Genomic DNA, 25,338 nt, shown 5'->3' on the forward strand with positions numbered 1-25,338 from the left:
AAAAAATCATTTTAATCCTACTAATCTGTGGCAAAAAAAATGACTAGTCAATTTTCGCAATCTTTTTTTAAGTACTTTCATTCTTTATTAATCATTCTGAATTATAATCGTTTAAAATTATGGAAGTTAAGAAAATCAATTTTTTACAGAGTTACAACAGTATTTTAATGCTTCTTGGAGGTATCATAATAGGAAGTATTTTTGGATTGGTTTTCGGAGAAAAAGTTTTGATCATAAAACCGATTGGGGATATATTTCTGAACTTACTTTTCACGGCTATTATCCCGCTTATCTTTTTTACAATTGGTTCGTCGATTGCTAATTTGGAGAGAACAGAGAAATTAGGAAAACTATTTATCATTATGATATTGGTTTTTCTGGCGACAATTTTTATTTCGGCAATTGTAATGATTTGCGCCGTTTATCTTTTTCCTATTCATGAGGATATCGCTATTGCCAAAGTTCCGTTTGAGGAAATTCAATCAGGATCTGCAGGAGATCAAATTGCAAAACTGCTTACGGCAAATGATTTCTTCGAATTATTGTCGCGAAAAAGTATGCTGGCATTGATTATTTTTTCTTTTCTAATTGGTTTTGCAACATTGCAGTCCGGCGAAAAAGGAAATGCTTTCAAGAGTTTTCTCGATTCTGGAAACGAGGTCATGAAACAACTTTTAAACATCATCATGAAATTGGCGCCAATTGGTTTGGGAGCTTATTTTGCCTATCAGGTTGGCGTTTTCGGGCCGCAATTGTTGGGAGTTTATGCAAAACCTATGGCAGTTTATTATGCGGCCTGTGTCTTTTACTTTTTTGTGTTTTTTAGTTTATACGCACTTGTGGCAGGCGGAAAAAGAGCTTTTAAAGTTTTTTGGAGTAATAACATAACGCCATCTTTAACCGCAGTAGGAACTTGCAGCAGTATTGCCACAATTCCTGCCAATCTTGAAGCAGCAGAAAAAATGAGAATTCCGGCACATGTTCGTAATTTGGTGATTCCGCTAGGAGCGCCTTTGCATAAAGACGGTTCGAGTATGTCTTCTATTTTAAAAATCACTTTTTTGTTTGCCATGTTTGGGAAGGATTTTACAGATCCGATGACGATTCTTTTAGCACTTGGAATTACTGTAATTGTTTCTATTGTTGAGGGAGGAATTCCAAACGGAGGTTATATTGGCGAAATCTTAGCCATAACCGTTTATGGTTTTCCGATGGAACAAGCGCTTCCAGTTGCTATGATTTTAGGAACTTTGGTTGACCCAATTGCTACTTTGTTAAATGCAAATGGTGATGTAATTTGTTCGATGATGGTTTCGAGATTCTCTGAAAAAACGAAATGGTAACGTTATTATAAGTTCCACATTTTTACCGTAAATATATTATTTCAACTAAAGGCTTAGGCTTCGCTCAGCCTGTCAATTAGTTTGAGATCAAAAATTATATAAATATGAATTCAATACTACAACACGATCTAAATGATTTTGAAAATATCTTAGAAAAAGCCAAACAACAAGGCGTTGATTTCTTGAATAATTTGGAGAATATTCCAACTTCAAATAAAAATAGAATCGATCCCAAACGAGACTTAAATGAATTAGGTTTAGGCTCTTCAGAAGCCTTACAAGAGTTTAATGAAAGATTAGCACCTTTATTGGTTTCGTCTCCAGGACCACGTTATTGGGGATTTGTAACCGGCGGATCCACACCTGCTTCTATTGTTGGTGATTGGCTGGCATCGGTTTACGATCAAAATACACAATCGATAACATCTCAAGGCGGAAATTCGGCATTGATAGAATTTGAAACTATTAATTTGCTGCTTCAATTATTAGAACTTCCAGATGCTTTTTTGGGCGGATTTGTAACAGGCGCAACCATGTCAAACTTTACTTGTTTAGGTGTTGCCAGACAATGGTTTGGAAAACAGTTTGGAAAGGATTTTGCTAAAAACGGAATTTCAGAACCCATTAATATTTTAACTGCAACTCCTCATTCTTCTTCCATAAAATCATTATCGATGTTGGGAATTGGAAGTCAAAATTACACAGTTGTGAAAACAATTGAAGGGAATCGTGAGGCAATAGACATTATCGATTTAGAAGAAAAAATAAAAGAATTAAACGGAAAAACTTTTATTCTAATTTCAAGTGCTGGAACGGTAAACACCGCTGATTTTGATGATTTTGAAGCTATTTCAGATTTAAAGAAAAGATACAATTTTTGGTGGCATATTGATGCTGCTTTTGGTGGTTTTGCTGCAGTTTCAGATAAATACAAACATCTGGTTGAAGGCTGGGAAGGCGCAGACAGTATCACAATTGATTGTCATAAATGGCTGAATGTGCCTTATGAAAGCGCTTTTTATTTAGTAAAAAAAGAACACTTAAACCTGCAGATTGAAACATTTCAGAACTCAAATGCTCCTTATTTAGGTAATGCTTTGGAGAATTTTAATTATTTAAATGTTCTTCCAGAAAATTCACGTCGTTTAAGAGCTTTACCAGTCTGGTTTTCATTGGTTGCTTATGGAAAAGAAGGCTTTTGTGATATTGTTGAAAAAAGTACTTTGCTGGCACTTCATTTTGGAAATGCACTTATTGAAAATGGCGATTTTGAACTTATGGCTCCAATTCGATTAAATAATGTTTGTTTTACTTTGAAAGGAGATGAAAATCAGGATAAAGTTGCTGAATTTTTAACGAAACTAAATGATACAGGCACAGTTTTTATGACGCCTACATTGTATGAAAATAGAAAAGGAATTAGAGCTTCATTTGTAAATTGGCGAACAACTGAAAATGATATTAAAATTGTAATGAAAGAAATGGTCGAAATAGTTTCACAAATATAATCGTCAATTTAAATATAGAAGAGCCTGTTTGAAGGAAACGGGTTCTTGCCTAAAATTAATTTGAGTTTTAAAATGTAATTTGTTGATTTTAAGATTTAAGTAAATTAAAAAAGCGGATAGTTTTTATTAAGCTATCCGCTTTTCTCTGAAAAACTGTCCCGATAGCTATCGGGGAGAGACTGAAAACTTACTTCGTAATCTCTCTAAAAACAGCTTCTAGGTTTTTATTTTTTTGATTCAATTGTAGAGTTTTTAAACCATTTTCGTTGGCGAAATCAAAAATAGCGGGACGCATATCTTTATCAGTAACAAAAGTCAGTTCCCATGTCATGTCATGGGTATTAACGTAAGAACTTATGTTAGGCAGTTTAGCTAAAAGCTGTTCTTCTACTTTATAATCAAACTCTACTTCAATTACTTGCTCTTTATTTGCAGTAACTAAATGGTCTAATTTATTATCTGCCACAATTTGCCCTTTGTCAATAATTATGACACGATCGCAAATCGCTTCTACTTCCTGCATAATGTGTGTCGATAAAAAAACAGTTTTATTTTTTCCTGCATTTTTGATGACATTACGAATTTCCATTAACTGGTTAGGATCCAGTCCAGTAGTTGGTTCATCTAAAATTAAAACATCTGGATTATGGAGTAAAGCATTTGCAAGTCCAACACGCTGACGGTATCCTTTAGAAAGCTGACCAATTTTTTTATGGCTTTCTGGTGTCAGTCCTGTCAGTTCGATTACTTCTTCAATTCTAGATTTTGGCACGTTATAAACATCGGCATTAAAAGCCAAATACTCACGAACATACAAATCCAAATATAGCGGATTATGCTCTGGAAGATACCCAATAGAACGCTGCACTGCTTTAGTGTCTGACATGACATCATGACCATTTACAAGGGCTGAGCCACTATCGGCAAGTAAATACGTGGTCAAAATTTTCATTAAAGTAGATTTTCCAGCTCCGTTGGGTCCAAGAAATCCTACGATTTCTCCCTTCTCAATTTTAAAAGAAATTCCATTTAAAGCTTTTTGCTCTCCGTAACTTTTTGATATGCTGTTTACTTCTATCGACATAGACTTTTTTATTTGTTGCAAAAGTAAACAGAAATAGTTTCGATTGCTACATTTTATCTTTTAAAGTAAATATAAAAAAATCGAACAGCCCTTTATTCACGGCATCGTTATTGTTAAGGGAATGCTAAAATAAATTTAAACCCAAAAACATGAAAAAAATTCTAGTGATGGCTGCATTGGCTATCTGTAGTTTTGCAAATGCGCAAAAAGGAACAATCTTAGTAGGTGGTAACATTGGATACACTTCTGAAAAAACTGAATTTGCAAACAGCGAAAGAACAGTAAACGAATTTAGCTTTTCTCCAAAAGTTGGTTACCAATTTCACGAAAACTGGACAGTTGGAGGTGAATTTACTGTAAGTTCTTCTAATGATGATGATGGTGTAACTGAAGAAAAAAATAACGGATTCAAATTAGGTGCATTTGTTCGTTATACAATGCCATTAAGCCAAACTTTCTCTGTTTTTGCAGATATGGGAGCAGGTTTCCAAAATGCAAAATATAAAGAATACGGTCCAGGAAATGCTTTTGCAAAATCTAAAGCAGATGGAATGTATGTTGGTGTAACTCCAGCTCTTTTCATTAATATGCAAAAAGGTTTCGGTTTAAACTTCAGCATTGGTGGTTTAGGATACGAGACATTAAGTTATGATAATAACGGTCCAGATGTTAACAAATTCTACTTTAACTTCGGTCAAACATTCAACATCGGAATCTCTAAAAACTTCTAATCTAAGTTTTATATATTCAATTTCAGAAAGCATCCGCCATCGCGGATGCTTTTTTTTTTTGTTTGAGATTTTTAAATTTTTGAAAATAAAAAGTTCTGGTTTAGCCCCGATAGAAGCGGTATCCTTTTATGGCGGGGTTCGCCATAAAAGATATAGCGTATAGCGGGACTAAAGGTGTTATGGAAACAAAAATCTTCTGCTTCTAAAAAACAATGCCAGTAAAAACGAAGTCGAAACCAAATCATAACTACAAGATTTTCGACTTCGCCTACTGGCATTGAAACAAAAATATAATCTAAATAAAAAGTATTAACTCACAGGGTTTTCAACTGTTGCTCTCATTTCCTGAGCCGCCGCAACCATTTCGATTAAAGCTTTTTTGGTTTCGTCCCAATGGCGTGTTTTTAAACCACAATCGGGATTTACCCAAAGCTGATCTACAGGAATTACGGCAGAAGCTTTTTCTAGTAATTTCACCATTTCTGTACTCGAAGGCACACGCGGAGAGTGAATATCGTAAACTCCAGGTCCAATTTCGTTTGGATATTTAAAGTTGGCAAAAGCATCTAGAAGTTCCATTTGCGAACGTGAACATTCGATTGTAATAACATCGGCATCCATGTCGGCAATGTTTTGAATAATGTCATTGAACTCACTATAACACATGTGAGTGTGAATCTGCGTATCGTCGTTAACTCCAGATGCAGAAATTCTAAACGCTTTTACAGCCCAGTCTAAATAGTTTGCCCATTCTTCTTTTCTTAACGGCAAACCTTCGCGAATGGCTGGCTCATCAATTTGAATGATTTTAATTCCGGCTTTTTCTAAGTCTACAACTTCATCACGAATGGCCAAAGCGATTTGCGTACAAGTTTCAGAACGTGGCTGATCGTTACGAACAAACGACCATTGCAAAATAGTTACAGGACCTGTAAGCATTCCTTTTACCCATTTTGGAGTCAAAGACTGTGCATATTTCGACCATTTTACTGTCATTGGGTTTGGTCTTGAAACATCACCGTAAATAACTGGAGGTTTCACGCAGCGGCTTCCGTAACTCTGAACCCAGCCGTTTTTGGTAAACGTAAAACCAGATAATTGTTCTCCGAAATATTCCACCATATCGTTACGCTCGAATTCGCCATGAACCAAAACATCGATTCCGGTTTCTTCCTGAAAACGAATCGTAGCTTCGGTTTCTTTTTCGATTAAATCGTTGTATTCTTGACTTGTTAATTCACCTTTTTTGAATTTCGCTCTCCAGCTTCTCACTTCAGCTGTCTGCGGAAAAGATCCAATAGTTGTAGTTGGGAATAACGGTAAATTTAAAGCTTCGATTTGGCTTTTTCTTCTGGTGGCAAAAGTGCTTTTACGTTGGTCATCAGAAGCTGTAATTCCGGCAACACGCGCTTTAACTTCGTTATTATGAATTAATTTTGAAGTTTTACGATTGTCATTTGCAATTACGTTTCTTTCATAATCAACAGAATTTTTAACGTCAACTTCGTTTGTAGCGAATTGTTTTAAAAGTACAATTTCGTTGATTTTTTGCTTCGCGAAAGCCAGCCATTGTTTGATTTCTGGAGTTAAAGTTGCATCGTTAGTTTCTAAATCCAAATCGCACGGACTGTGGATTAAAGAACAAGACGGAGCAACCAGAATTCTGTTTTCGCCCAAAGCATCGGTAGCTTTTTTGATTAATTCTAATGATTTTTTGAAATCGTTTTTCCAGATATTTCTTCCGTCAACAACTCCCAAAGAAAGATTTACGTTTGAAGCCAATTTCCCAGATTCTAAAATATCATCTAATTGAAGCGGGCATCGAACTAAATCTAAATGAAAAGTATCAACTGGTAAAGCCAAAGCTGTTTCCAGATTCTCGCCGAAGCAGTCAAAATAATTCGCTAAAATGATTTTAATATTCGGGAAACGTTTGTTGATTTCGTTGTACACTTTCGTGAAAGTATTTCTTTCTTTATCCGTTAAATTCAAAGCTAAGAAAGGCTCGTCAAGCTGAATATATTCAGCATTTTCGGCTTGTAATTTTTCAAATATTTCGAAATAAACAGGAAGTAAAGCGTCAATAAGATCAATTCGGCTGAAGCCTTCTTCTTTTTCTTTTCCTAAAAGCAAATATGAAATTGGTCCAATCAAAACGGGTTTTGTCGCAATTCCTAAGTCCTTCGCTTCCTTAAATTCATTGATTATTTTTTCTGAAAACAATTCAAACTTTTGGTTTTTTGTAAATTCAGGAACAATGTAATGATAGTTGGTATCGAACCATTTTGTCATTTCCATTGCTACAACATCTTGTCCGTCTTTTTGTGTGCCTCTTGCCATTGCAAAATACAAGTCAAGTGATGAATTTGTTTTAGCCAGTTCGTGATAACGCTGTGGAATTGCGCCAACTGTCAAAGTCAAATCTAAAACCTGATCGTAAAAAGAAAAATCGTTAGATGGAATTAAATCTACTCCAGCTTCTGACTGTAAATGCCAGTTTCTAATACGAATTTCTTTTCCCGCATCAATAAGTTCATCTGCAGAAATTTTTCCCGCCCAGTACAATTCAGATGCTTTTTTGAGTTCTCTGTTGCTGCCAATTCTTGGGTAACCTAAGTTGTTTGTTTTCATTTTTTGATTCAGTATTTTTTACTGTACAAATGTATTTCATTGGGTTTTAATACTTAAATTTGAGCTTATTTTAAGTAAAATGTATTTTTTAATTTATATTTTGAAGATTATTTTACTGTGAAATTGTCTTTAATGAACCTTTAGCCGTAAAAAAAACTATGGAAAACCTTGATAAAACCGATTTACTGATACTCAAACACCTTCAGGAAAACTCCAATATCAATACAAAAGACCTTGCGAGTAAACTATTTCTGACGGTTACTCCAGTTTACGAACGAATAAAAAGACTGGAAAGAGACGGATATATTACTAAATATGTAGCGCTTTTAGACAAGAAAAAAATGAATCGCGGTATGACCGTTTTTTGTAATGTACGCTTAAAAGAACATGCCAAAAATGTGGGAAGTAATTTTGTAAAAGATATTGTGGCACTTCCAGAAATTATAGAATGTTACAATATTGCCGGCGATTACGATTTTATGCTTAAAATTTTGGTACAAGATATGGCTAGTTATCAGGATTTTGTGATGAATAAATTATCGACAATCGAAAACATCGGGAACACGAACAGTATTTTTGTTATGGGAGAAATTAAGCACAGTACGGCTTTAGAGTTTTGATTTTTTTTTGCCACAGATCATATAGATTAAAATGATTTTATAAATTCTATTTGAATTTTTTTGCCACGAATTTCGCTAATTTTCACGAATTAATTTAAGCACAATGATTTGTGGGAATTAGCGAAATTGGTGGCAGACAAAAACAATTAATCTTTTAAACCAATTTAATCCGTGGCATATTTTTATCCTAAAATAAAACGTATTTTTGACGTTTAGATTCTCAATCTAAAATCTAAAATCAGCAATCTAAAATTAAAAAATGAACTGGGAACAACTTTTATCATTAAAACGTCAAGGAGACACAAGCAAAAGATTACGTGTAGAACAAGATGATACTCGTTTAGGTTTTGAGGTAGATTATGACCGAATTATATTTTCTGCTGCTTTTAGAAGTTTACAAGATAAAACACAAGTTATTCCACTTTCTAAAACCGACTTTGTACATACTCGTTTAACACACAGTTTAGAAGTTTCGGTTGTCGGACGTTCGCTTGGGCGTTTGGTTGGAAAAAAGATCATCGAAAAATATCCTTATTTAAAAGAAATTCACGGTTATCATATGAATGATTTTGGAGCTATTGTGGCTGCAGCTTCATTAGCGCATGATATTGGGAATCCGCCTTTTGGACATTCTGGAGAAAAAGCGATTGGAGAATATTTTTCTATTGGAAACGGACAGAAATTCAGAAATCAGCTTACAGATAAACAATGGCAGGATTTAATTGATTTTGAAGGAAATGCAAATGGCTTTTCGGTTCTTACGGCAAGCCGTCCTGGAATTGAAGGCGGACTTCGTATTTCATATGCTACTTTAGGAGCTTTTATGAAATATCCAAAAGAAAGTCTTCCAAAGAAACCAACCAACGATATCGCCGATAAAAAGTATGGTTTCTTTCAAACAGATAAATTATTTTTTGAAGAAGTTGCCAAAGATATGGGAATGATTGCCAATAAATCTGGAGAAGATATTGGTTTTGAAAGACATCCGCTGGCGTATTTAGTTGAAGCTGCAGATGATATTTGTTACACAATAATTGACTTTGAAGACGGAATAAATCTTGGTTTAGTTTCTGAAGATTTTGCCTTAGAATATTTAATTAAACTCGTAAAAGATAATATCGGAGTTTCTAAATACAAGTCATTAACCACAAAAGAAGATCGTATAAGTTATTTGAGAGCTTTGGCAATTGGAACTTTGATAAACGACGCGGTTGATGTTTTTATCGAAAATGAAGAAGCAATTCTACAAGGAAAATTCCCTTATGCTTTAACAGACAAAAGCAAGTACAAAGCGCAGATGAATGATATTATCAAACTAAGCGTTGATAAAATCTATCAAAGCCGCGAAGTGATCGAAAAAGAAATTGTAGGATATCAGATTATCCAGACCTTATTGGATAAATTTATTACAGCTTTCAATAATAAATTTGAAGGAAATGCTTCAAATTACGATAAATTACTTTTAAAGATGCTGCCAGAAAAACATGATTTAGACAAAGGTAATTTGTACGAACGTCTGCTTCATATTTGTCATTATGTTTCTCTATTGACAGACGGAAATGCATTAGAATTATTTGAAACTATTAACGGAAGAAAAAACAATTAATGGTTTAAAAAAAATATCCTCTAAATAATTTTAGAGGATATTTTTTTTTTGCTTTAGGGCTATTTATTATTTAAAAGCATAAACAAGTCCTACACCAAGAACCTGTCTTAACTGCATCTTAGGACCTTCGTTTACTTGGCTTTTTGTTCCTGTAGCTGGGTCAACAACATCTTTTTTCGTTTTAATATCATCATCATAAATTAAATGCACACCAATATTTGCTTTCACATATGCATTAACGACAAGGTCTAAACGAGTGTCGTAATCTATATCGACGTTACCAAATTTATTCAAATAATCGGTATATAAACTTAGTCTGTTTTCATAAAAAACGTTTTTATAAATTTCACTTTTCATGTATGCCGTAAAAAGTATACCAAATTCTGCTTTTACTTTTTGTCCTTCCTCGATTAATATCTGATTTTCGGGATCAAGTGGATCTGTTGCATAAACCGCCTTTTTAACCCCGAAAGAACCTTGATTAGCAAGATATTGATCAAGTACTAAAGTAGTTTTTAACGTAATAGGAGAGAAGTAAAAAACTCTATTTTTTTCCTTGTTTGAATTCTCAGCTCCAGCTCCCAAAAATATATAAGCTGGTGCAAAAGGCTTAGAGATTGCAATATCTCTGTTGGGATAGTTATAACCGTTTGTAAATTGCGTATTGAAGTTTAATTTAGAAGAATAATACCAGTTTGAGGCAGTGTCCTTTCTAAAACCGTAAGTAGAGTTAAATTGAAATGCGTCGTCGGTTTTTCTTAATTCAGTTCCATCTTGTTTATTTAAACCATATTTTACGATAAGTTCGTTTACCCATTTATGATTTTTCTTTGCGTATGTTCTTCCAAATTCACCTTTAAATAAACCTGAGATAGAACTTGTTCCCCCGGCACTCCAGTTGACAAAAGCAATTTCGGAAATATCAAAACCAAGTTGATTTTTTTTGGTCCAGTTCGAAGGCGGTTTAGGTGCTTGATTCGGACTCAAGGTAGTTTGTATAATCTGGGCAAAGTTATGAGAGGTACTCAAAAGCAATAATAGCAAAAGGGTAGAACGCAATAATTTCATTAGGTAATTTTTTTTTTTTTGGTATCGCAAAATAATTATTTTGAACCGTTAGAAAAAAGATTTATTAAACTTTTAACGTCAACTTTACACAATTGTTGCAGTTGAGCAACTGTTCCGTGCTCAATAAATTCATCTGGAACACCCAAAATTTCAATATCATTTTTGAAATTATTAGATGCAGCAAACTCTAAAATTGCACTTCCAAAACCACCTTTTTTAACGCCGTCTTCTATTGTAATTATAGTCTTGAAATTTGAAAATATGGTATTTAATGTATTGATGTCTAATGGTTTAATAAAACTAAAATTATAGTGGGCAATGGTTTCAGAATTAGGGCATTCTTTCAAGGCTTCTATAACATTATTTCCAATTGTTCCGGCCGAAAGCACCGCAACTTCCGTACCATCTTTTAGGCATTCTGCCTTTCCGAAATTTATTTTTTTATAATGTCCGAAATTTTCTACTTCCCAATTTGGTATTACGCCGCGGCCTCGCGGATAACGAATAGCAATAGGATGGTTTAATCCTAATTGAGCGGTATATAGAATATTTTGAAGTTCAATTTCGTTAAGAGGTGCGTAAATAATCATATTCGGAATAGAACGCAGATAAGCAATATCAAAAATGCCATGATGCGTAGCGCCGTCTTCGCCAACCAATCCTGCACGGTCCAAACAAAAAATTACGGGTAAGTTCTGCAAAGCGACATCATGAATTACCTGATCGTAAGCACGTTGTAAAAATGTAGAATAAATATTGCAATATACAACCATTCCCTGAGTAGCCATTCCTGCAGCCAGCGTTACGGCATGCTGTTCGGCAATTCCGACATCAAAAGCACGTTCGGGCAATTCATCCATCATAAATTTCAAAGAACTTCCAGATGGCATTGCAGGCGTAATTCCTATTATTTTTTCGTTTTTTCGGGCTAAATCTAAAATGGTTAAACCAAAAACATCCTGAAATTTTGGAGGAAGATTTTCTTCATTTTTTAAATGAATTTCTCCAGTCGAAGCATCAAATTTTCCGGGCGCATGATATTTAACCTGATTTTCTTCTGCCTGCTGTAAACCTTTTCCTTTAGTAGTAACAATATGAAGGAATTTTGGTCCTTTTATATCTTTTAATCTCTTTAGCTCTTTAATCAAAGTAGGGAAATCATGACCGTCAATTGGACCCGAATAATCAAAATTCAAAGACTTAATCATGTTATTTTTCTTCGGATTTTTTCCTTCTTTAACCGCGGTAAGATATTGTTTAAGCGCACCAACACTTGGGTCAATTCCAATTGCATTATCATTTAAAATCACTAATAAATTAGCATCGGTAACTCCAGCATGATTTAGACCTTCAAACGCCATTCCGCTGGCAATAGAAGCATCTCCAATAATAGCAACATGCTGTTTGTCTAGATCACCTTTTAGTTTAGAGGCAATTGCCATTCCGAGCGCTGCAGAAATAGAAGTTGAAGAATGTCCAACGCCAAAAGTGTCATAAATACTTTCACTTCTTTTAGGAAAACCAGAAATTCCGTCGATTTGTCTATTGGTATGAAAAATTTCCCTTCTTTCGGTTAAGATTTTATGTCCGTAAGCTTGATGTCCAACATCCCAAACCAACAAATCTTCGGGAGTATTAAAAACATAATGCAGTGCAATTGTCAATTCAATTACGCCCAAACTCGCGCCCAAATGACCTTCTTTTACAGAAACGACATCAATAATAAATTGACGCAGTTCTTGCGCAACCTCAGTAAGCTGCTCTTCTTTTAAAAGACGTAAATCGGCAGGATTGTATATGTTTGAAAGTAAATTGCTTTTCATTGTAAGGTAAAAAGCAAATTTACGGTTTTAAATTTATTTTTTTACTGAATGTTTATTTAACCTCCAAAATCAAAAAAGATTGTTTACTTACATCTAGACCGTTAGATTTTCCTGGCTGCCATTTGGGTGATAGTTTTAAGACCCTGATAATTTCTTCTTCTATGGTTTGTCAATAATCAGATATGATTTAACTTAAATTACATACCCATTTTTTATTTACTATTACAGAAATTATTCACTACACCAGTTGTCATATCGTTTGATTCTTGCTTATTTTTTAAACGTGTAGAAGGTTGAAACAATATTTTTTTATTTTCAGGCAAAAAATACGTTTTATAGTCAAAAGAAAGAAATGAATTACTGTTAAGAGGCATTAAATCGATTTTATAGTCAGTATTCTTTTGAAAGTATAGATTATCATATATTATTGATTTTCTTTTAGATGTACTAGTAGCCAAAGAAAATTTATATTCATCAACTACTTCAACTTTTTCAATTTTTTGCTTATCTCCATTTACAGTGGCACAGCTAAATAAAGAAGTTCCCATAACAACAAATAAAGCCAGCAAAAACATTTTGTGATACTGTGTTTGAGAGAATAAAACCCGACTTGGAATTTGAATTTTTACAGAATCTAATTGTGAGTTTTTAAATCGTCCGCAAATTTCTTTATCTTGATTTTTGAGGAAAAAATGCTTAATTTCTTCTGGCATTTTGTTTGTAAAATCTATTACAGATTTATTACATGCAAGACAGAATCTTCCTGTTGCATCTGGAGTCATTTTATTCCAATCCTCACTGCAAGGCTCAGAGATAATTATTTTGAAATTTGGGTTCATGTTAATTTGATTCGTTTTGGGATTCTGAATTTATTTTTTCTTTCCCAAATCGAGGCACGCCCCTATAACAACATCCCATTGTCTGTTGCCTATATTTAGGCTCAATTTTAAGAGTATCATTTTGTGTCATTTTTAAAAACTCTTCATCAGTAATTGGTATCGCGTTATTGTTGTCTTTTTTATCATACTCTACAACTTCAACTTTTTCAATTTTTTGCTTATCTCCATTTACAGTTGCACAGCTAAATAAAGAAGTTCCCATAACAACAAATAAAACCAGCAAAAACATTTTGTGATACTGTGTTTGAGAGAATAAAACCCTACTTGGAATTTGAATTTTTACAGTATCTAATTGTGAGTTTTTAAATCGCCCACAAATTTCTTTATTTTCATTTTTGAGGAAAAAATGCTGAATTTCTTCTGGCGGTTTGTTTGTAAAATCTATTACAGATTTATTGCAGGCAAGGCAGAATCTTCCTGTTGCATCTGGAGTCATTTTATCCCAATCCTCATTGCAGGGTTTTGGGATAACTATTTTAAAATGTGGGTTCATAAATTATTATTTGCAATAAGAACGCAAATAATAAAATATAAGTATATTCTTATTTTTAATTTATGAAATTGATGTTTTTATTGAAGTGCTATAGGCAAAGAATACTGCATTTTAATTTTTTTTCCGTTTGATTCTCCCGGCTGCCATTTAGGACATAAACTTAAAACTCTGATAATTTCCTTCTCTAATGCTTCTTCAACTATAGGTGAACATTGAAGATAAGATACAGAACCATTTTTTTCTACCGCAAATGCAAGTCTGGTGTTTGTAACATTCGAGTCTTCAGGTTTTTTAAATTCTTTCGCAAAAAAAGTATAGAATTGATCAATGCCGCCTGGGAATTCTGCATTTTTTTGCATTACAGCTCCAGTAACAAATTGCGAATCATCTTCTTTGATTGTATTGGAAGATTTTACTTTGGTTTTAGTTGTTTTACTACAATCAGTAGAAACTGGTTTTACAAATTTAACCTGATTTGCTTTTGGTGGAGGGGGCGGCGGAACATGCGAATGAATAGAATCATTTGGGTCAAGTGGAACTTCTCCAACAAGAGTTACTAATTCGGTTGTAGTATCTTTTACAACTTCCACATTTTGAATTTTTTGTTTCTTTCCGTCTTTATTTTGACAGCTAAATAAAGTAGTTCCCATAGCAATAAACAAAGCCAATAAAAATATTTTATGATAGCGTGTTTGAGAATGTAGAACCCGATTTGGAATTTGAATTGTAATCGAATCTAATTGCGATTTCTTAAATCTCCCGCAGACATTTTTGTTTTGATTTCGAATAAAAAAGGACTGAATTTCATCAGGAAGCATCGACGTAAAATCTACAACGGTTTTAGAACAGCTTATGCAGAAACGACCATTTTCACTAGGACTCATAGTGTTCCAGTTTTCGTGACAAGGTTTAGGAACAGTTATTTTGTGTTTGCTTTCCATATTTGAATATCAGGAAATAAATGTAATAAAAAATAAATACTAAAACCTTATTTTTGCAATTATGATAAATCCTTTCACCGACGAATATTTCATGAAAAAAGCTTTACAGGAAGCTGAAATGGCTTTTGATAAAGGCGAAATTCCTGTTGGAGCTGTAATTGTTGTGGCCGATAAAGTAATTGCAAGCAGCCACAACTTGACAGAACTGCTAAATGACGTTACAGCGCATGCCGAAATGCAGTCGATAACCGCAGCCGCAAATTTTCTTGGCGGAAAATATTTAAAAGATTGCACACTTTACGTTACACTTGAGCCATGTCAAATGTGTGCAGGAGCTTTGTATTGGAGCCAGATTTCTAAAATTGTTTTTGGCGCTCGCGACGAACAACGCGGTTTTCTGAATATGGGAACAAAACTGCATCCTAAAACGACTGTTGTTTCTGGAGTTATGGCAAATGAAGCTGCCGATTTAATGAAGCGGTTTTTTTTGGAAAGAAGAAAGTAATTAGTAAAATAGTATGACTGATTTCTCAACAATCAAAAAGCTTTTTCACATTAGCGAACCAAATGGTTTTACTAGTGATGAAATTCAAATTATAAAAGATATTTTTGGAAATCTTCCCCAAGTTTTTGTTGATTATTATTCGGAATTAGGTAAAATCCAAAACTTAAATCAAACACAAGATTCCTTAATAATTCCGGAAAGATTTCAATTCTATAATCACAATGATTATCTGATATTTTATACCGAAAACCAGCACGCTTGTGTTTGGGGAATTCATAAAGATAATTTATCAAATCTTAATCCGCCCGTTTACATGAGTTATGATGAAAAGGAATGGAATTTGGAAACAGAAAAATTATCGGATTTTTTTAATGCTATGGCTTATCTGCAAGCCAGTTTTGCGTTAAAATTTACCTCAGACTGTTTTTATGAATTAGAAGAGAAAGAATTAAACTGGATTGCTGTTAATTATAAAAATAAAGGCGTCTCTTTTAAAAATTGGGCTGATGGAATAAATTTCTATGGAAATTATGATGATGATGTTATTGTTGTAATGAGTAATAATCAACTTTTCTATTCCTCAAATACCGAAGATCATTTTCTTGAAATGGATAAAGTTTTATCTGAACTGGGGACGGAACTTTAAATAGTCTTATGAAAATAAATGCCCTAGCCCAGATGGGAGCGGCATCCTTTTTCTTGCTCCTTTAGCAAGAAAAAGATATAGCGGACAGCTGGATTTAGCTCCTTATTAAAGCAATATGAGCGTTTAAACTTCAACAAAAGTTAAATAATCATTACTAGGGAATTTTCTTCTTAAATAAAATAAAAAATAGTTTACTTTTATCTTAAATTAATTCTGGCTTTGCTTTGTAAATCTTACTAAAAGTAAAAAGAATTAATTCTTCATTTGTTAACCATTAACTGTAGATAAAAGTGAAAGTAAAAGGTTTCAGTCTCGTATTTTTTGTATTTTTTATTTTTCAATCTTGCAGCAGAAAATCGGCTGCCGATTTCAATTCAGATTTTTCACTATTCAAAGATTACATAACCAGTTTTACAGGAGGAATCGTTTCTTCTGATTCTGATATTAGAGTGGTCTTGGCTTTTGATAAAAACGATTGGAAGCCCAATCAGGAACTAGATGACGATTTGTTTGATATTTCGCCAAGTGTGAGCGGAAAAGTCGTGGCACTTTCTACCAACACAATTGCTTTTATTCCAGAGAAAAAATTAAAAGCAGGAACAGAATATCAAGTTACTTTAAACTTAGATAAGCTGACTGCGATTCCGAAAGAAAAAGAGGCAGAACTTTCTAAATTTAACTTTACAGTTAAAACCGTTAAACAGGATTTTACCATAAATACTGGCGATATACAATCGTACAGTAAAGAATATCAATATTTAAACTGTGTTTTAAAAACAGCAGATAATATTGATTTGGAAACGGCTCAAAAATTGGTAGAAGCCAAACAAAAAGGGAATAATCTTAAAATTAAATTTGAGAAAACAACTGGTCCAGCAAAAGAATTTCGTTTTATAATTGATAGTATTCAGCGTTTTTCTGAAGCATCAAATCTGGAAATTATTTATGATGGAAGCGATTTTGATATTGAACAGAAAGGACAAATCGATTTCCCGATCACCAGCATCAACGAATTTAAGGTTGTAAAGGTTGAGGTTCCTGATGGAAATAATCAACAGGTTTTAATTAATTTTTCTGAACCTTTAGAAAAAGGACAGGATTTTGCTGGTTTAGTTTCCATTCAAAACACGAATAATTTAAAATTTTCGACACAGGGAAATTTACTAAAAGTATATTTTACCAATCAAAATGCGCCTAAAAAAGAAGAACCTGCTGCAGTTGCAGCAGAAGAGCCAGCTTCTGCTGCGGTTGATTCGGCATCAGTTGTAGTTGACTCTGCAGCGGTTGCGATCGATACAGCTTCGACGGATAATGTTGTGGAAGTTGTTGAAGATGAAGAACCAGAACAAGTTATTACAGGTGAATTGCTTTTGGAGGTTTTTCAGGGAATTGAGAGCCAATACGGCAAAAAGATGGAAGCAAATTACTCTGAGAAAATTTCTTTTGACCAGATCAAACCAAGCATTCGTTTCATTAAAAACGGTACAATTCTGCCGAGTTCGAATAATTTAAAACTGAATTTCGAAGCCGTAAATTTAAGTGCTGTTGATGTAAAGATATATAAGATTTACAAAAATAATATTCTGCAGTTTTTGCAGTATAATGAATTAAACGGCGGACAAAATCTCAAAAAAGTTGCGCAGCCAATTGCCAAAACTACGCTCAATCTTAAAGAAAGCACACTTGTAAACCTTTCCAAATGGAATACGTATGCTTTAGATTTATCTAAAATTATAAAACCAGAACCGGGAGCAATTTACAGGGTGGAGTTTGAGTATAAAAAGAAATATTCTCTTTATAAATGTGAAACTTCAGACGGTGATCAGGATGAAACAGAGGAAGAAGAAGTTGATGAAAATGATGTAAACTACAGTGGCAACTCTTACGACGATTATTATTATGATGATTATGAGTGGCGAGAAAGCCAAGATCCTTGTTCGGGTTCGTATTATTACAATGCTAAAATTGCGACCAATATTCTGGCTTCAGATCTAGGGGTAATTGCAAAAAGAGGCGAAAACAAATCGTACTTATTTGCCGTAAATAATATTGTAACAACAGAACCAGTATCAAATGCAAGAGTTGATTTATACAATTTCCAACAGCAAAAAATAAGCACGCAAGCTACAAGCAGTGAAGGAATTGCATCATTCCAACTGGACAAATTCGCTTATTTTGCTATCGTTACTTTAGGCGATCAATCTACTTATGTAAAACTTGATGACGGACTTTCATTATCTGTCAGTAATTTTGATGTTGCTGGTGAGACTTTACAAAAAGGGCTAAAAGGATTTATTTACGGAGAAAGAGGTGTTTGGCGCCCGGGAGATAATTTGTATTTGTCTTTTATTTTGAATGACGCAGCAAATAAACTTCCAAAATCACATCCAATTAAATTTAGATTAAACGATCCGAATGGAAAAACGGTTTATCAAACTGTTCAAAAAACAAACGATTTAAACCATTATGCATTTATAGTTCCAACCAGTCAAGATGCGCCAACAGGAAATTGGGAAGCGATGGTTAGTGTTGGAGGTGCTAAATTTTATAAAAGTATCAAAATCGAAACCATTAAACCTAATCGTTTAAAAATTAAAAATACATTTACCAGAAAAACACTTTCGTCATCTTATCCAAATACAGATAATCTAGAAGTAACGTGGCTTCACGGTGCAATTGCAAAGAATTTAAATGTAGAAATGCAGGCAAAATTCTCTCAGCAAACCACTACTTTTAAAGGGTATGAAAAATATACTTTTGATGATTTGGTTCGTCAATTCAGCACAGAAGAAATTAATGTTTTCTCTGGAAAATTAAACGAAAACGGAAAAGCTTCTGTAAATATTCAGCCAAGGTTACAGGGTCAGGCGCCGGGAATGTTACGCGCTTCGTTCATTACAAAGGTATACGAAGAAGGCGGTGATTTTAGTACAGATGTTATTTCAACAACTTATTCGCCATACAAAACTTATGTCGGAATAAAGTCGCCTGAACTAAACAAATACAATATGCTCGAAACCAGAGCCTCCAATCGTTTTGATGTGATTACGGTTGACGAAAACGGAAGACCAAAATCGGTTCGAAATCTAGAAGTGAGGATTTACAAAGTAGACTGGCGCTGGTGGTGGGATTCTTCCAGCGATAACTTGTCTAATTATAATTCTTCCAATGCCACGACTTCGTACAAAACCAAAATGATTAGTACAGATTCAAATGGGCGAGGAAGTTTCGAATTTACTTTGACAGATGAAGAGTGGGGACGCTATTTGATTCGTGTAGAAGATACAAACGAAGGACATGCAACAGCTTTAACCGTAAATATCGACTGGCCAATTTGGTCTGGAAAAACTCGTAACAGAGATGCTTCAACAGCAAATATGCTGGTTTTTTCTACAGATAAAAAGAATTACGCAGTTGGAGAAAAAGCACAGATTTCTTTCCCTTCAAGTGAAGGCGGACGTGCTTTAATATCTATCGAAAACGGATCTCGAGTTGTAAAGACAATTTGGGCTGAAACTAAAAACGGAGAAACAAAAGTTGAAGTTCCGATAACTGGAGAAATGGCTCCAAATGTCTATTTTAATATTACGTTGTTACAGCCGCACGCTTCGACCAAAAATGATTCGCCGATTCGTATGTACGGAATTGTTCCCATTGAAGTTGTGGATAAAAACACCATTTTGGCACCGACAATTAATATGCCCGATGTCTTAAAACCAGAACAGCCTTTTACGGTTAAAGTAGGAGAAAAGTCAGGTAAAGAAATGACATATACAATTGCCGTTGTCGATGAAGGACTTCTGGATTTAACACGTTTTAAAACGCCAAATGCTTGGGATAGTTTTTATGTTCGTGAAGCGCTTGGAGTAAAAACCTGGGATATTTACGATGATGTAATTGGTGCTTACGGCGGAAAAATAAATCAGATTTTCAGTATTGGTGGAGATCAGGATTTAGGCGGCGGAAAAGCTAAAAAAGCCAACCGATTTAAACCAGTAGTATTGTATTATGGTCCATTTAAATTGGAAAAAGGCCAGACTAAATCTCATCAATTAAAACTACCGAAATACATTGGTTCTGTTAGAACAATGGTTGTTGCGGGAGATGCGAATACTAGTGCATACGGAAGTGTAGAAAAAGCAACTCCAGTTAAGAGTCCGTTAATGGTTTTGGCTTCGTTGCCTAGAAAAATTTCTCCATCAGAAAAAGTGACTCTTCCAGTAACGGTTTTTGCTACAGAAAATAAAATAAAAAATGTTTCCATTCAGATCAAAACAAGTAACGGATTGAAGGTTATGGGAAGTGCAGTTCAGAGATTGAACTTCTCTCAGCCAGATGAGAAAATGGCATACTTTAATTTGGTTGTAGGCTCGGCTACTGGAATTGCAAAAGTACAGGTAATCGCAACATCTGGAAGTGAAAAGTCAACTTATGATGTTGAAATTGATATGACAAATCCAAATCCGTTGACTAGTACTTATACCGATGTTATTTTGACTCCAAACAGTTCTAAAACACTTTCGTGGAAAACATTTGGCGTAGCGGGAAGTAATAAAGCAAGATTAGAAGTCTCGTCAATGCCTTCAATGAATTTGAATGGAAGACTGCAGTTTTTAATTCAATACCCGCACGGTTGCGTAGAGCAGACAACATCATCTGTTTTCCCACAATTATTTTTAAGCGATGTTGCTGATATAGATGCCAAACGTAAAGAAATTATTCAAAAAAATATTGCGGCCGGAATAGCAAGATTAGGAAATTTCCAATTATCAAACGGTGGATTGCCGTACTGGCAGGGAAATACAATTGCAGATGATTGGGGAACTTCTTACGCAGGTCATTTCTTGATTGAAGCAGAGAAAAAAGGATATGTGCTGCCAATTAATTTCAAATCAAAATGGCTTTCGTATCAGCAAAAAGAAGCAAAACAATGGCGTTTTGAACCAAAATATGGTAACGATTTAGCGCAGTCGTATCGTTTATACACTTTAGCTTTAGCAGGAAATGCCGATTTATCTTCAATGAACAGATTGCGAGAAACAAAAGGTATTTCGAATGAAAGTATGCTTCGCTTGGCTGCAGCGTATGTTTTAGCGGGACAAAAATCGGCTGGACAAAGTTTGTTTTTGAAAACAAGCATTGATGGTGATTCAGACGGTTACAATTATTTCTATTACGGTTCAAGTGAAAGAAATAGAGCCATGGCTTTAGAGACGATGCTGCTTTTAGGACAAAAACAAAAAGCATTTGTAATGGCTTCTAAATTGGCCAAAGAAATGTCAGCCAATCAATGGATGAGTACGCAGACAACGGCTTATTGCTTATATTCAATGTCTAAATTTGCGATAAGCAACGGTCCAAAAGGAATTAATATCCAATTCAGTAAAAATGGTAAAGGAGAAAATATAAATACACAAAAAACAATTGCAGATCGTAGTATTTCTGTTTCAACTGGAGCTAATAGTATTACGCTGAAAAACAATAAAAATAACACGGTTTATGTTCGTGTACTGAATTCAGGAATATTACCAATCGGACAGGAAAATGTAATACAAAATGATGTCTCGGCTTCTATAGTTTTCAAAAACAGAAAAGGAAGTGTAATCAATGTTTCGAAAATTAATCAAGGAACAGAATTTGTTGCTGAGGTTACCATTAAAAACCAGAGAAACGAAAGTATTCAAAACGTAGCGCTATCACAAATTCTGCCTTCAGGATTCGAGATTGTAAATACACGTTTCACCGATTACGGAGACGCAGTAAACAATATTGCCGACTATATTGATATTCGCGATGATAGAACAAATTTCTATTTCGGAATGAAATCTAGAGAAACAAAAGTTTTTAGAATTCTGCTAAACGCATCTTATTTAGGAAATTATTATTTACCTGGATTGCAATGTGAAGCAATGTATGATAATACATTCCTAGCAAGAACAAAAGGATTCTGGGTTGAGGTTGTAAAATAAAGTTTTAATAAGAACTACGTATCCTAACAGGTTTCCAAAACCTGTTAGGTATCTATATGGCAACCAAAATAGTAGAATAGTAAATACCTAACAGGTTTCCAAAACCTGTTAGGATAATAATAAAAAGATTAGCAGTTTGGAGAAGGATATTTTTGAGGCAGGACAATATTATCATGTTTATAACAGAGGAAATAATAAAGAGAATATTTTTATTGAAGAGAAGAATTATCAATATTTTCTAGAAAAGATTAAAAAATATATTTTGCCAATTGCCGATATTTATGCTTATTGTTTGCTTAAAAATCATTTCCATATTGTTCTTCGAATAAAAGATAAAAACGATTTGCCAGAAAAATTTAGAGAAAAGATTTATCTGCCATTTTCGAATTTGTTCAACTCTTATTCTAAAAGTATAAATAAGGCTTATAATAGAACAGGGAGTTTGTTTCAGGAACACTTACAAAGAAATAGAATTGAAAACGAAGAGTATTTGAAACAGTTAATCCTATATGTTCATTTAAATCCTTTAAAGCACAATTTTTCTAAAGAATTTCAAACCTATAATCATTCATCTTATCGTTCTTATTTATCAGACAAGCGAAGTAGTATTAATCGAGAGTTTATTATAGAATTATTCGAAGATTTAGAAAATTTTATATTTTGTCATGATGAAAGAAAGTTAATTTACGAAGGTGTACTTAATGATGTAAATTTACTTGATCAATAGAGAATTACATTTGAGTGTCCTAACAGGTTTTAAAAACCTGTTAGATATTATAAGTATTCGGTTTTTCTTTTAGGAATCTAAATAAATTGATACCTAACAGGTTTTTAAAACCTGTTAGGATAAGAACAATATAATTGTGAAAAACAAATTAAAAGCGTTTTTCCAACGCATTCTAAATTGGATAAAAAGAAATAAAATAAAATCAGCAATTGCATTTGTGCTCTTGCTGATTTACTATTTTTCGATACCCCGAACTTTATTTAAAGAACCTTACTCAACTGTCATTGAAAGTAAAGAAGGAGAATTACTAGGCGCGAAAATTGCCCGCGACGGACAATGGCGTTTTCCTGCGCAAGACAGCGTGCCGGATAAATTCAAAAAGTGTATTGTTTATTTTGAAGATGAATACTTCTACAAACATCCAGGCTTTAATCCGGGTGCAATGATAAATGCTTTCAAACAAAACAGAAAAGCGGGGAAAGTTGTTCGTGGCGGAAGTACTTTAACACAGCAGGTTATCCGACTATCGAGAAAAGGAAAAAACAGAACCTATTTTGAAAAGTTAATAGAAATTGTTCTCGCTACCCGATTAGAATTGGGTTATTCTAAAAATGAAATTCTTGACATGTATGCTGCTCATGCGCCATTTGGAGGAAATGTAGTCGGATTAGAAATGGCATCGTGGCGTTATTTTGGTGTGCATTCGAATCAATTATCATGGGCAGAAAATGCTGTTTTAGCTGTTTTACCTAATGCGCCAAGTTTAATTTATCCAGGAAAAAATCAGATTAAATTACTAAATAAGCGAAACCGGCTTTTACTAAAATTACATCAAGAAGGCATAATTGACAAGCAGACCTATGAACTTGCAATAGAAGAGCCTCTGCCTCAAAAACCCTATGATCTGCCTCAAATAGCACCTCATTTATTGCAGAGAGTGGCTAAAAATGAAGAGGGAACCCGGGTAAAAACAACTTTAGATTATGCGCTGCAAAACAGGGTAAATCAAATTGCGAGATATTATTACAATCAGTACAAACAGAATGAAGTTCATAATCTGGCAATTTTAGTAATTGATGTAAAGAATAGGAATGTAATGAGTTATGTTGGAAATTCTCCAGCAGACATTGACCATCAAAAAGATGTTGATATTATTGATGCGCCTAGAAGCACAGGAAGTATTTTAAAACCGCTTCTATACGGTGCAATGCTCGATGATGGCGAATTATTGCCCAATACATTAATTGCCGATATTCCTACGCAGATTTCAGGTTACACACCGCAAAATTTTAATCTCACGTTTGATGGAGCTGTGCCGGCGCATCGTGCTTTATCACGCTCATTAAACATTCCAGCTGTTTTAATGCTTCAAGATTTTGGGGTAAATAAGTTTTATGAAGAACTTCAAAAGTTTAAATTAAAAAACATTAACAAAACGCCCGACCATTATGGTTTGTCGCTTATTCTGGGAGGTGCCGAAAGTAATTTATGGGATTTATGTAGAACCTATGCGAACTTATCATCAACATTAAATTATTATACTAAAAATCAAGGAAAATATAGAACCAACGAGTTTTCAGAATTAAATTATAAAAATGATTTTGAACCTGATTTTGGTTCAGAAACGAATCAGAAAAACATTTTAGGTGCGGGTTCAATTTGGCTTACATACAATGCAATGGAAGAAGTCAACAGACCCGAAGGAGATGAAGCTTGGAAGTTTTATGACAGTTCTTTAAAAATTGCATGGAAAACGGGAACAAGTTTCGGAAATAGAGATGCCTGGGCAATTGGAACCAATTCCAGATATGTAGTGGGAGTTTGGGTTGGAAATGCAACGGGAGAGGGGAGGCCAACTTTAACGGGAGTGACAAGTGCGGCACCGATTTTATTTGACGTGTTTAATTTACTGCCAAGGCAACGTTGGTTTGATACACCGTATAAAGATCTAGAAGAAGTTGAAGTTTGCCGTTTAAGCGGTTATTTGGCAAAAGAAAACTGTCCGAAAATTAAACAATGGGTTTCAAAAAAAGGGAAATCAACAAAAGTTTGTCCTTATCATAAAACCATTCATTTAGATAAAACAGAGCAATTTCAGGTAAACAGCAGCTGTGAAAGTGTCGAAAATATTGTGACTAAAAACTGGTTTGTCCTGCCGCCCGTAATGGCATGGTATATAAAAGCCAGCACATTGAATATTTACCTTTGCCACCATTTAAGGAAGGATGCGAAGGAACACAAACCACAACAATGGATTTTATTTACCCAAAAGCCAACAGCAAAATCTATTTAACGAAAGATTTTAATAGTAATATACAGCCCGTAATTTTAAAAGTAGCTTATTCTGAAAGGGATAAAGAATTGTTTTGGTATGTTGATGATGTTTACAAAGCAACAACAAAAACATTTCATGAACTGCCAATTACGCCAACAACGGGAATTCATTATATTACGGTTGTAGATGCTTCTGGAAATGAAATTAGAAGGAAAATAGAGATTGTTAGGGAATAAAATTTAAAAAGAAATTCCAATTTTTTGAAATCCCAAATTCCAAATTTTGCTTCTTTATAAAAGATGAAAGCTTATTGTATGTCAGGCTGAGCGAAGTCGAAGCCCACATGCCAATTGGAGCACCTTTCTCCCGAAGCCTCGGGATCGCTCAGGATGACATTCTAGGTATAATGACTAAGTGAGATTGCTTCGTTCCTCGCAATGACGCATAAAAAAACCGCCCCGATGCATCG

The 25,338-nt window shown here is 34.2% G+C and carries 16 protein-coding genes and 1 pseudogene; 10 read left to right on the forward strand and 7 right to left on the reverse strand.

The annotated features are described in order from the left end of the window. Nucleotides 1–119 precede the first annotated feature (119 nt). Nucleotides 120–1,343, forward strand: coding sequence for a dicarboxylate/amino acid:cation symporter (locus QE431_RS01885; protein WP_307292040.1), 1,224 nt, complete (start codon nt 120–122; stop codon nt 1,341–1,343). A gap of 104 nt (nt 1,344–1,447) precedes the next feature. Beyond that, entirely contained in the window at nt 1,448–2,851 is a 1,404-nt protein-coding gene (locus QE431_RS01890) for a pyridoxal-dependent decarboxylase (protein WP_307292042.1), read from the forward strand. A 187-nt stretch (nt 2,852–3,038) separates the two neighbouring features. Here QE431_RS01890 and gldA read toward each other — a convergent pair whose 3' ends face one another. After that, nucleotides 3,039–3,935, reverse strand: a complete 897-nt coding sequence (gldA, locus tag QE431_RS01895) for a gliding motility-associated ABC transporter ATP-binding subunit GldA (RefSeq protein WP_134139224.1) — start codon at nt 3,933–3,935, stop codon at nt 3,039–3,041. Between the two features lie 149 nt (nt 3,936–4,084). On the opposite strand from gldA, the gene QE431_RS01900 reads away from it, so the two are divergent. Next, nucleotides 4,085–4,666, forward strand: a complete 582-nt coding sequence (locus QE431_RS01900; protein WP_057117562.1) for an outer membrane beta-barrel protein — start codon at nt 4,085–4,087, stop codon at nt 4,664–4,666. Nucleotides 4,667–4,975: 309 nt separating this feature from the next. Here QE431_RS01900 and metE read toward each other — a convergent pair whose 3' ends face one another. Then, nucleotides 4,976–7,297: a 5-methyltetrahydropteroyltriglutamate--homocysteine S-methyltransferase gene (gene metE / locus QE431_RS01905; protein ID WP_307292047.1), complete on the reverse strand. Its 2,322-nt coding sequence runs from the start codon at nt 7,295–7,297 to the stop codon at nt 4,976–4,978. Between the two features lie 158 nt (nt 7,298–7,455). Between metE and QE431_RS01910 the strand changes: the two genes are divergently transcribed. Further along, nucleotides 7,456–7,917 (forward strand): Lrp/AsnC family transcriptional regulator, encoded by a 462-nt coding sequence (locus QE431_RS01910; RefSeq protein WP_042566180.1) that lies wholly within the window; start codon nt 7,456–7,458, stop codon nt 7,915–7,917. Between the two features lie 259 nt (nt 7,918–8,176). Continuing rightward, nucleotides 8,177–9,523: a deoxyguanosinetriphosphate triphosphohydrolase gene (locus tag QE431_RS01915; RefSeq protein ID WP_113677401.1), complete on the forward strand. Its 1,347-nt coding sequence runs from the start codon at nt 8,177–8,179 to the stop codon at nt 9,521–9,523. 66 nt (nt 9,524–9,589) lie between these two features. Here QE431_RS01915 and QE431_RS01920 read toward each other — a convergent pair whose 3' ends face one another. The 5 genes from QE431_RS01920 to QE431_RS01940 form a co-directional block, all read right to left on the reverse strand. Beyond that, the gene (locus QE431_RS01920; RefSeq protein ID WP_134139230.1) at nt 9,590–10,591 is read right to left on the reverse strand and encodes a DUF3078 domain-containing protein; all 1,002 of its coding nucleotides are present in this window, start codon (nt 10,589–10,591) and stop codon (nt 9,590–9,592) included. 35 nt (nt 10,592–10,626) lie between these two features. Continuing rightward, the gene (locus QE431_RS01925) at nt 10,627–12,414 is read right to left on the reverse strand and encodes a 1-deoxy-D-xylulose-5-phosphate synthase (protein WP_307292055.1); all 1,788 of its coding nucleotides are present in this window, start codon (nt 12,412–12,414) and stop codon (nt 10,627–10,629) included. 212 nt (nt 12,415–12,626) lie between these two features. Next, the gene (locus QE431_RS01930; protein WP_307292057.1) at nt 12,627–13,253 is read right to left on the reverse strand and encodes a hypothetical protein; all 627 of its coding nucleotides are present in this window, start codon (nt 13,251–13,253) and stop codon (nt 12,627–12,629) included. 1 nt (nt 13,254) lies between these two features. Beyond that, entirely contained in the window at nt 13,255–13,806 is a 552-nt protein-coding gene (locus QE431_RS01935) for a hypothetical protein (RefSeq protein ID WP_307292059.1), read from the reverse strand. Between the two features lie 77 nt (nt 13,807–13,883). After that, nucleotides 13,884–14,747: a hypothetical protein gene (locus QE431_RS01940; protein WP_307292061.1), complete on the reverse strand. Its 864-nt coding sequence runs from the start codon at nt 14,745–14,747 to the stop codon at nt 13,884–13,886. Between the two features lie 61 nt (nt 14,748–14,808). On the opposite strand from QE431_RS01940, the gene QE431_RS01945 reads away from it, so the two are divergent. The 5 genes and pseudogenes from QE431_RS01945 to pbpC all read left to right on the forward strand — a co-directional run bounded on the left by QE431_RS01945 (nt 14,809) and on the right by pbpC (nt 25,105). Continuing rightward, nucleotides 14,809–15,252, forward strand: a complete 444-nt coding sequence (locus QE431_RS01945; protein ID WP_281867308.1) for a nucleoside deaminase — start codon at nt 14,809–14,811, stop codon at nt 15,250–15,252. A gap of 13 nt (nt 15,253–15,265) precedes the next feature. Next, nucleotides 15,266–15,898, forward strand: a complete 633-nt coding sequence (locus tag QE431_RS01950) for a hypothetical protein (RefSeq protein WP_307292063.1) — start codon at nt 15,266–15,268, stop codon at nt 15,896–15,898. A 290-nt stretch (nt 15,899–16,188) separates the two neighbouring features. After that, complete coding sequence (locus QE431_RS01955; protein WP_307292065.1) at nt 16,189–21,867, forward strand: alpha-2-macroglobulin; 5,679 nt, start codon at nt 16,189–16,191, stop codon at nt 21,865–21,867. A 136-nt stretch (nt 21,868–22,003) separates the two neighbouring features. Next, the gene (locus tag QE431_RS01960) at nt 22,004–22,594 is read left to right on the forward strand and encodes a transposase (protein ID WP_134139237.1); all 591 of its coding nucleotides are present in this window, start codon (nt 22,004–22,006) and stop codon (nt 22,592–22,594) included. A 136-nt stretch (nt 22,595–22,730) separates the two neighbouring features. Then, nucleotides 22,731–25,105, forward strand: a pseudogene (gene pbpC / locus QE431_RS01965) (penicillin-binding protein 1C). Nucleotides 25,106–25,338 lie beyond the last annotated feature (233 nt).

It is taken from the genome of Flavobacterium sp. SORGH_AS_0622, assembly GCF_030818825.1.
Lineage (GTDB): Bacteria > Bacteroidota > Bacteroidia > Flavobacteriales > Flavobacteriaceae > Flavobacterium.

Bases quoted from the DNA above. Each gene is read 5' to 3' on its own strand.
- gldA (WP_134139224.1), bottom strand. From the start codon at position 3,935: ATGTCGATAGAAGTAAACAGCATATCAAAAAGTTACGGAGAGCAAAAA.
- QE431_RS01935 (WP_307292059.1), bottom strand. From the start codon at position 13,806: ATGAACCCACATTTTAAAATAGTTATCCCAAAACCCTGCAATGAGGAT.
- QE431_RS01930 (WP_307292057.1), bottom strand. From the start codon at position 13,253: ATGAACCCAAATTTCAAAATAATTATCTCTGAGCCTTGCAGTGAGGAT.
- QE431_RS01920 (WP_134139230.1), bottom strand. From the start codon at position 10,591: ATGAAATTATTGCGTTCTACCCTTTTGCTATTATTGCTTTTGAGTACC.
- QE431_RS01925 (WP_307292055.1), bottom strand. From the start codon at position 12,414: ATGAAAAGCAATTTACTTTCAAACATATACAATCCTGCCGATTTACGT.
- QE431_RS01950 (WP_307292063.1), top strand. From the start codon at position 15,266: ATGACTGATTTCTCAACAATCAAAAAGCTTTTTCACATTAGCGAACCA.
- QE431_RS01885 (WP_307292040.1), top strand. From the start codon at position 120: ATGGAAGTTAAGAAAATCAATTTTTTACAGAGTTACAACAGTATTTTA.
- QE431_RS01890 (WP_307292042.1), top strand. From the start codon at position 1,448: ATGAATTCAATACTACAACACGATCTAAATGATTTTGAAAATATCTTA.
- metE (WP_307292047.1), bottom strand. From the start codon at position 7,297: ATGAAAACAAACAACTTAGGTTACCCAAGAATTGGCAGCAACAGAGAA.
- QE431_RS01940 (WP_307292061.1), bottom strand. From the start codon at position 14,747: ATGGAAAGCAAACACAAAATAACTGTTCCTAAACCTTGTCACGAAAAC.
- QE431_RS01945 (WP_281867308.1), top strand. From the start codon at position 14,809: ATGATAAATCCTTTCACCGACGAATATTTCATGAAAAAAGCTTTACAG.
- QE431_RS01900 (WP_057117562.1), top strand. From the start codon at position 4,085: ATGAAAAAAATTCTAGTGATGGCTGCATTGGCTATCTGTAGTTTTGCA.
- QE431_RS01910 (WP_042566180.1), top strand. From the start codon at position 7,456: ATGGAAAACCTTGATAAAACCGATTTACTGATACTCAAACACCTTCAG.
- QE431_RS01915 (WP_113677401.1), top strand. From the start codon at position 8,177: ATGAACTGGGAACAACTTTTATCATTAAAACGTCAAGGAGACACAAGC.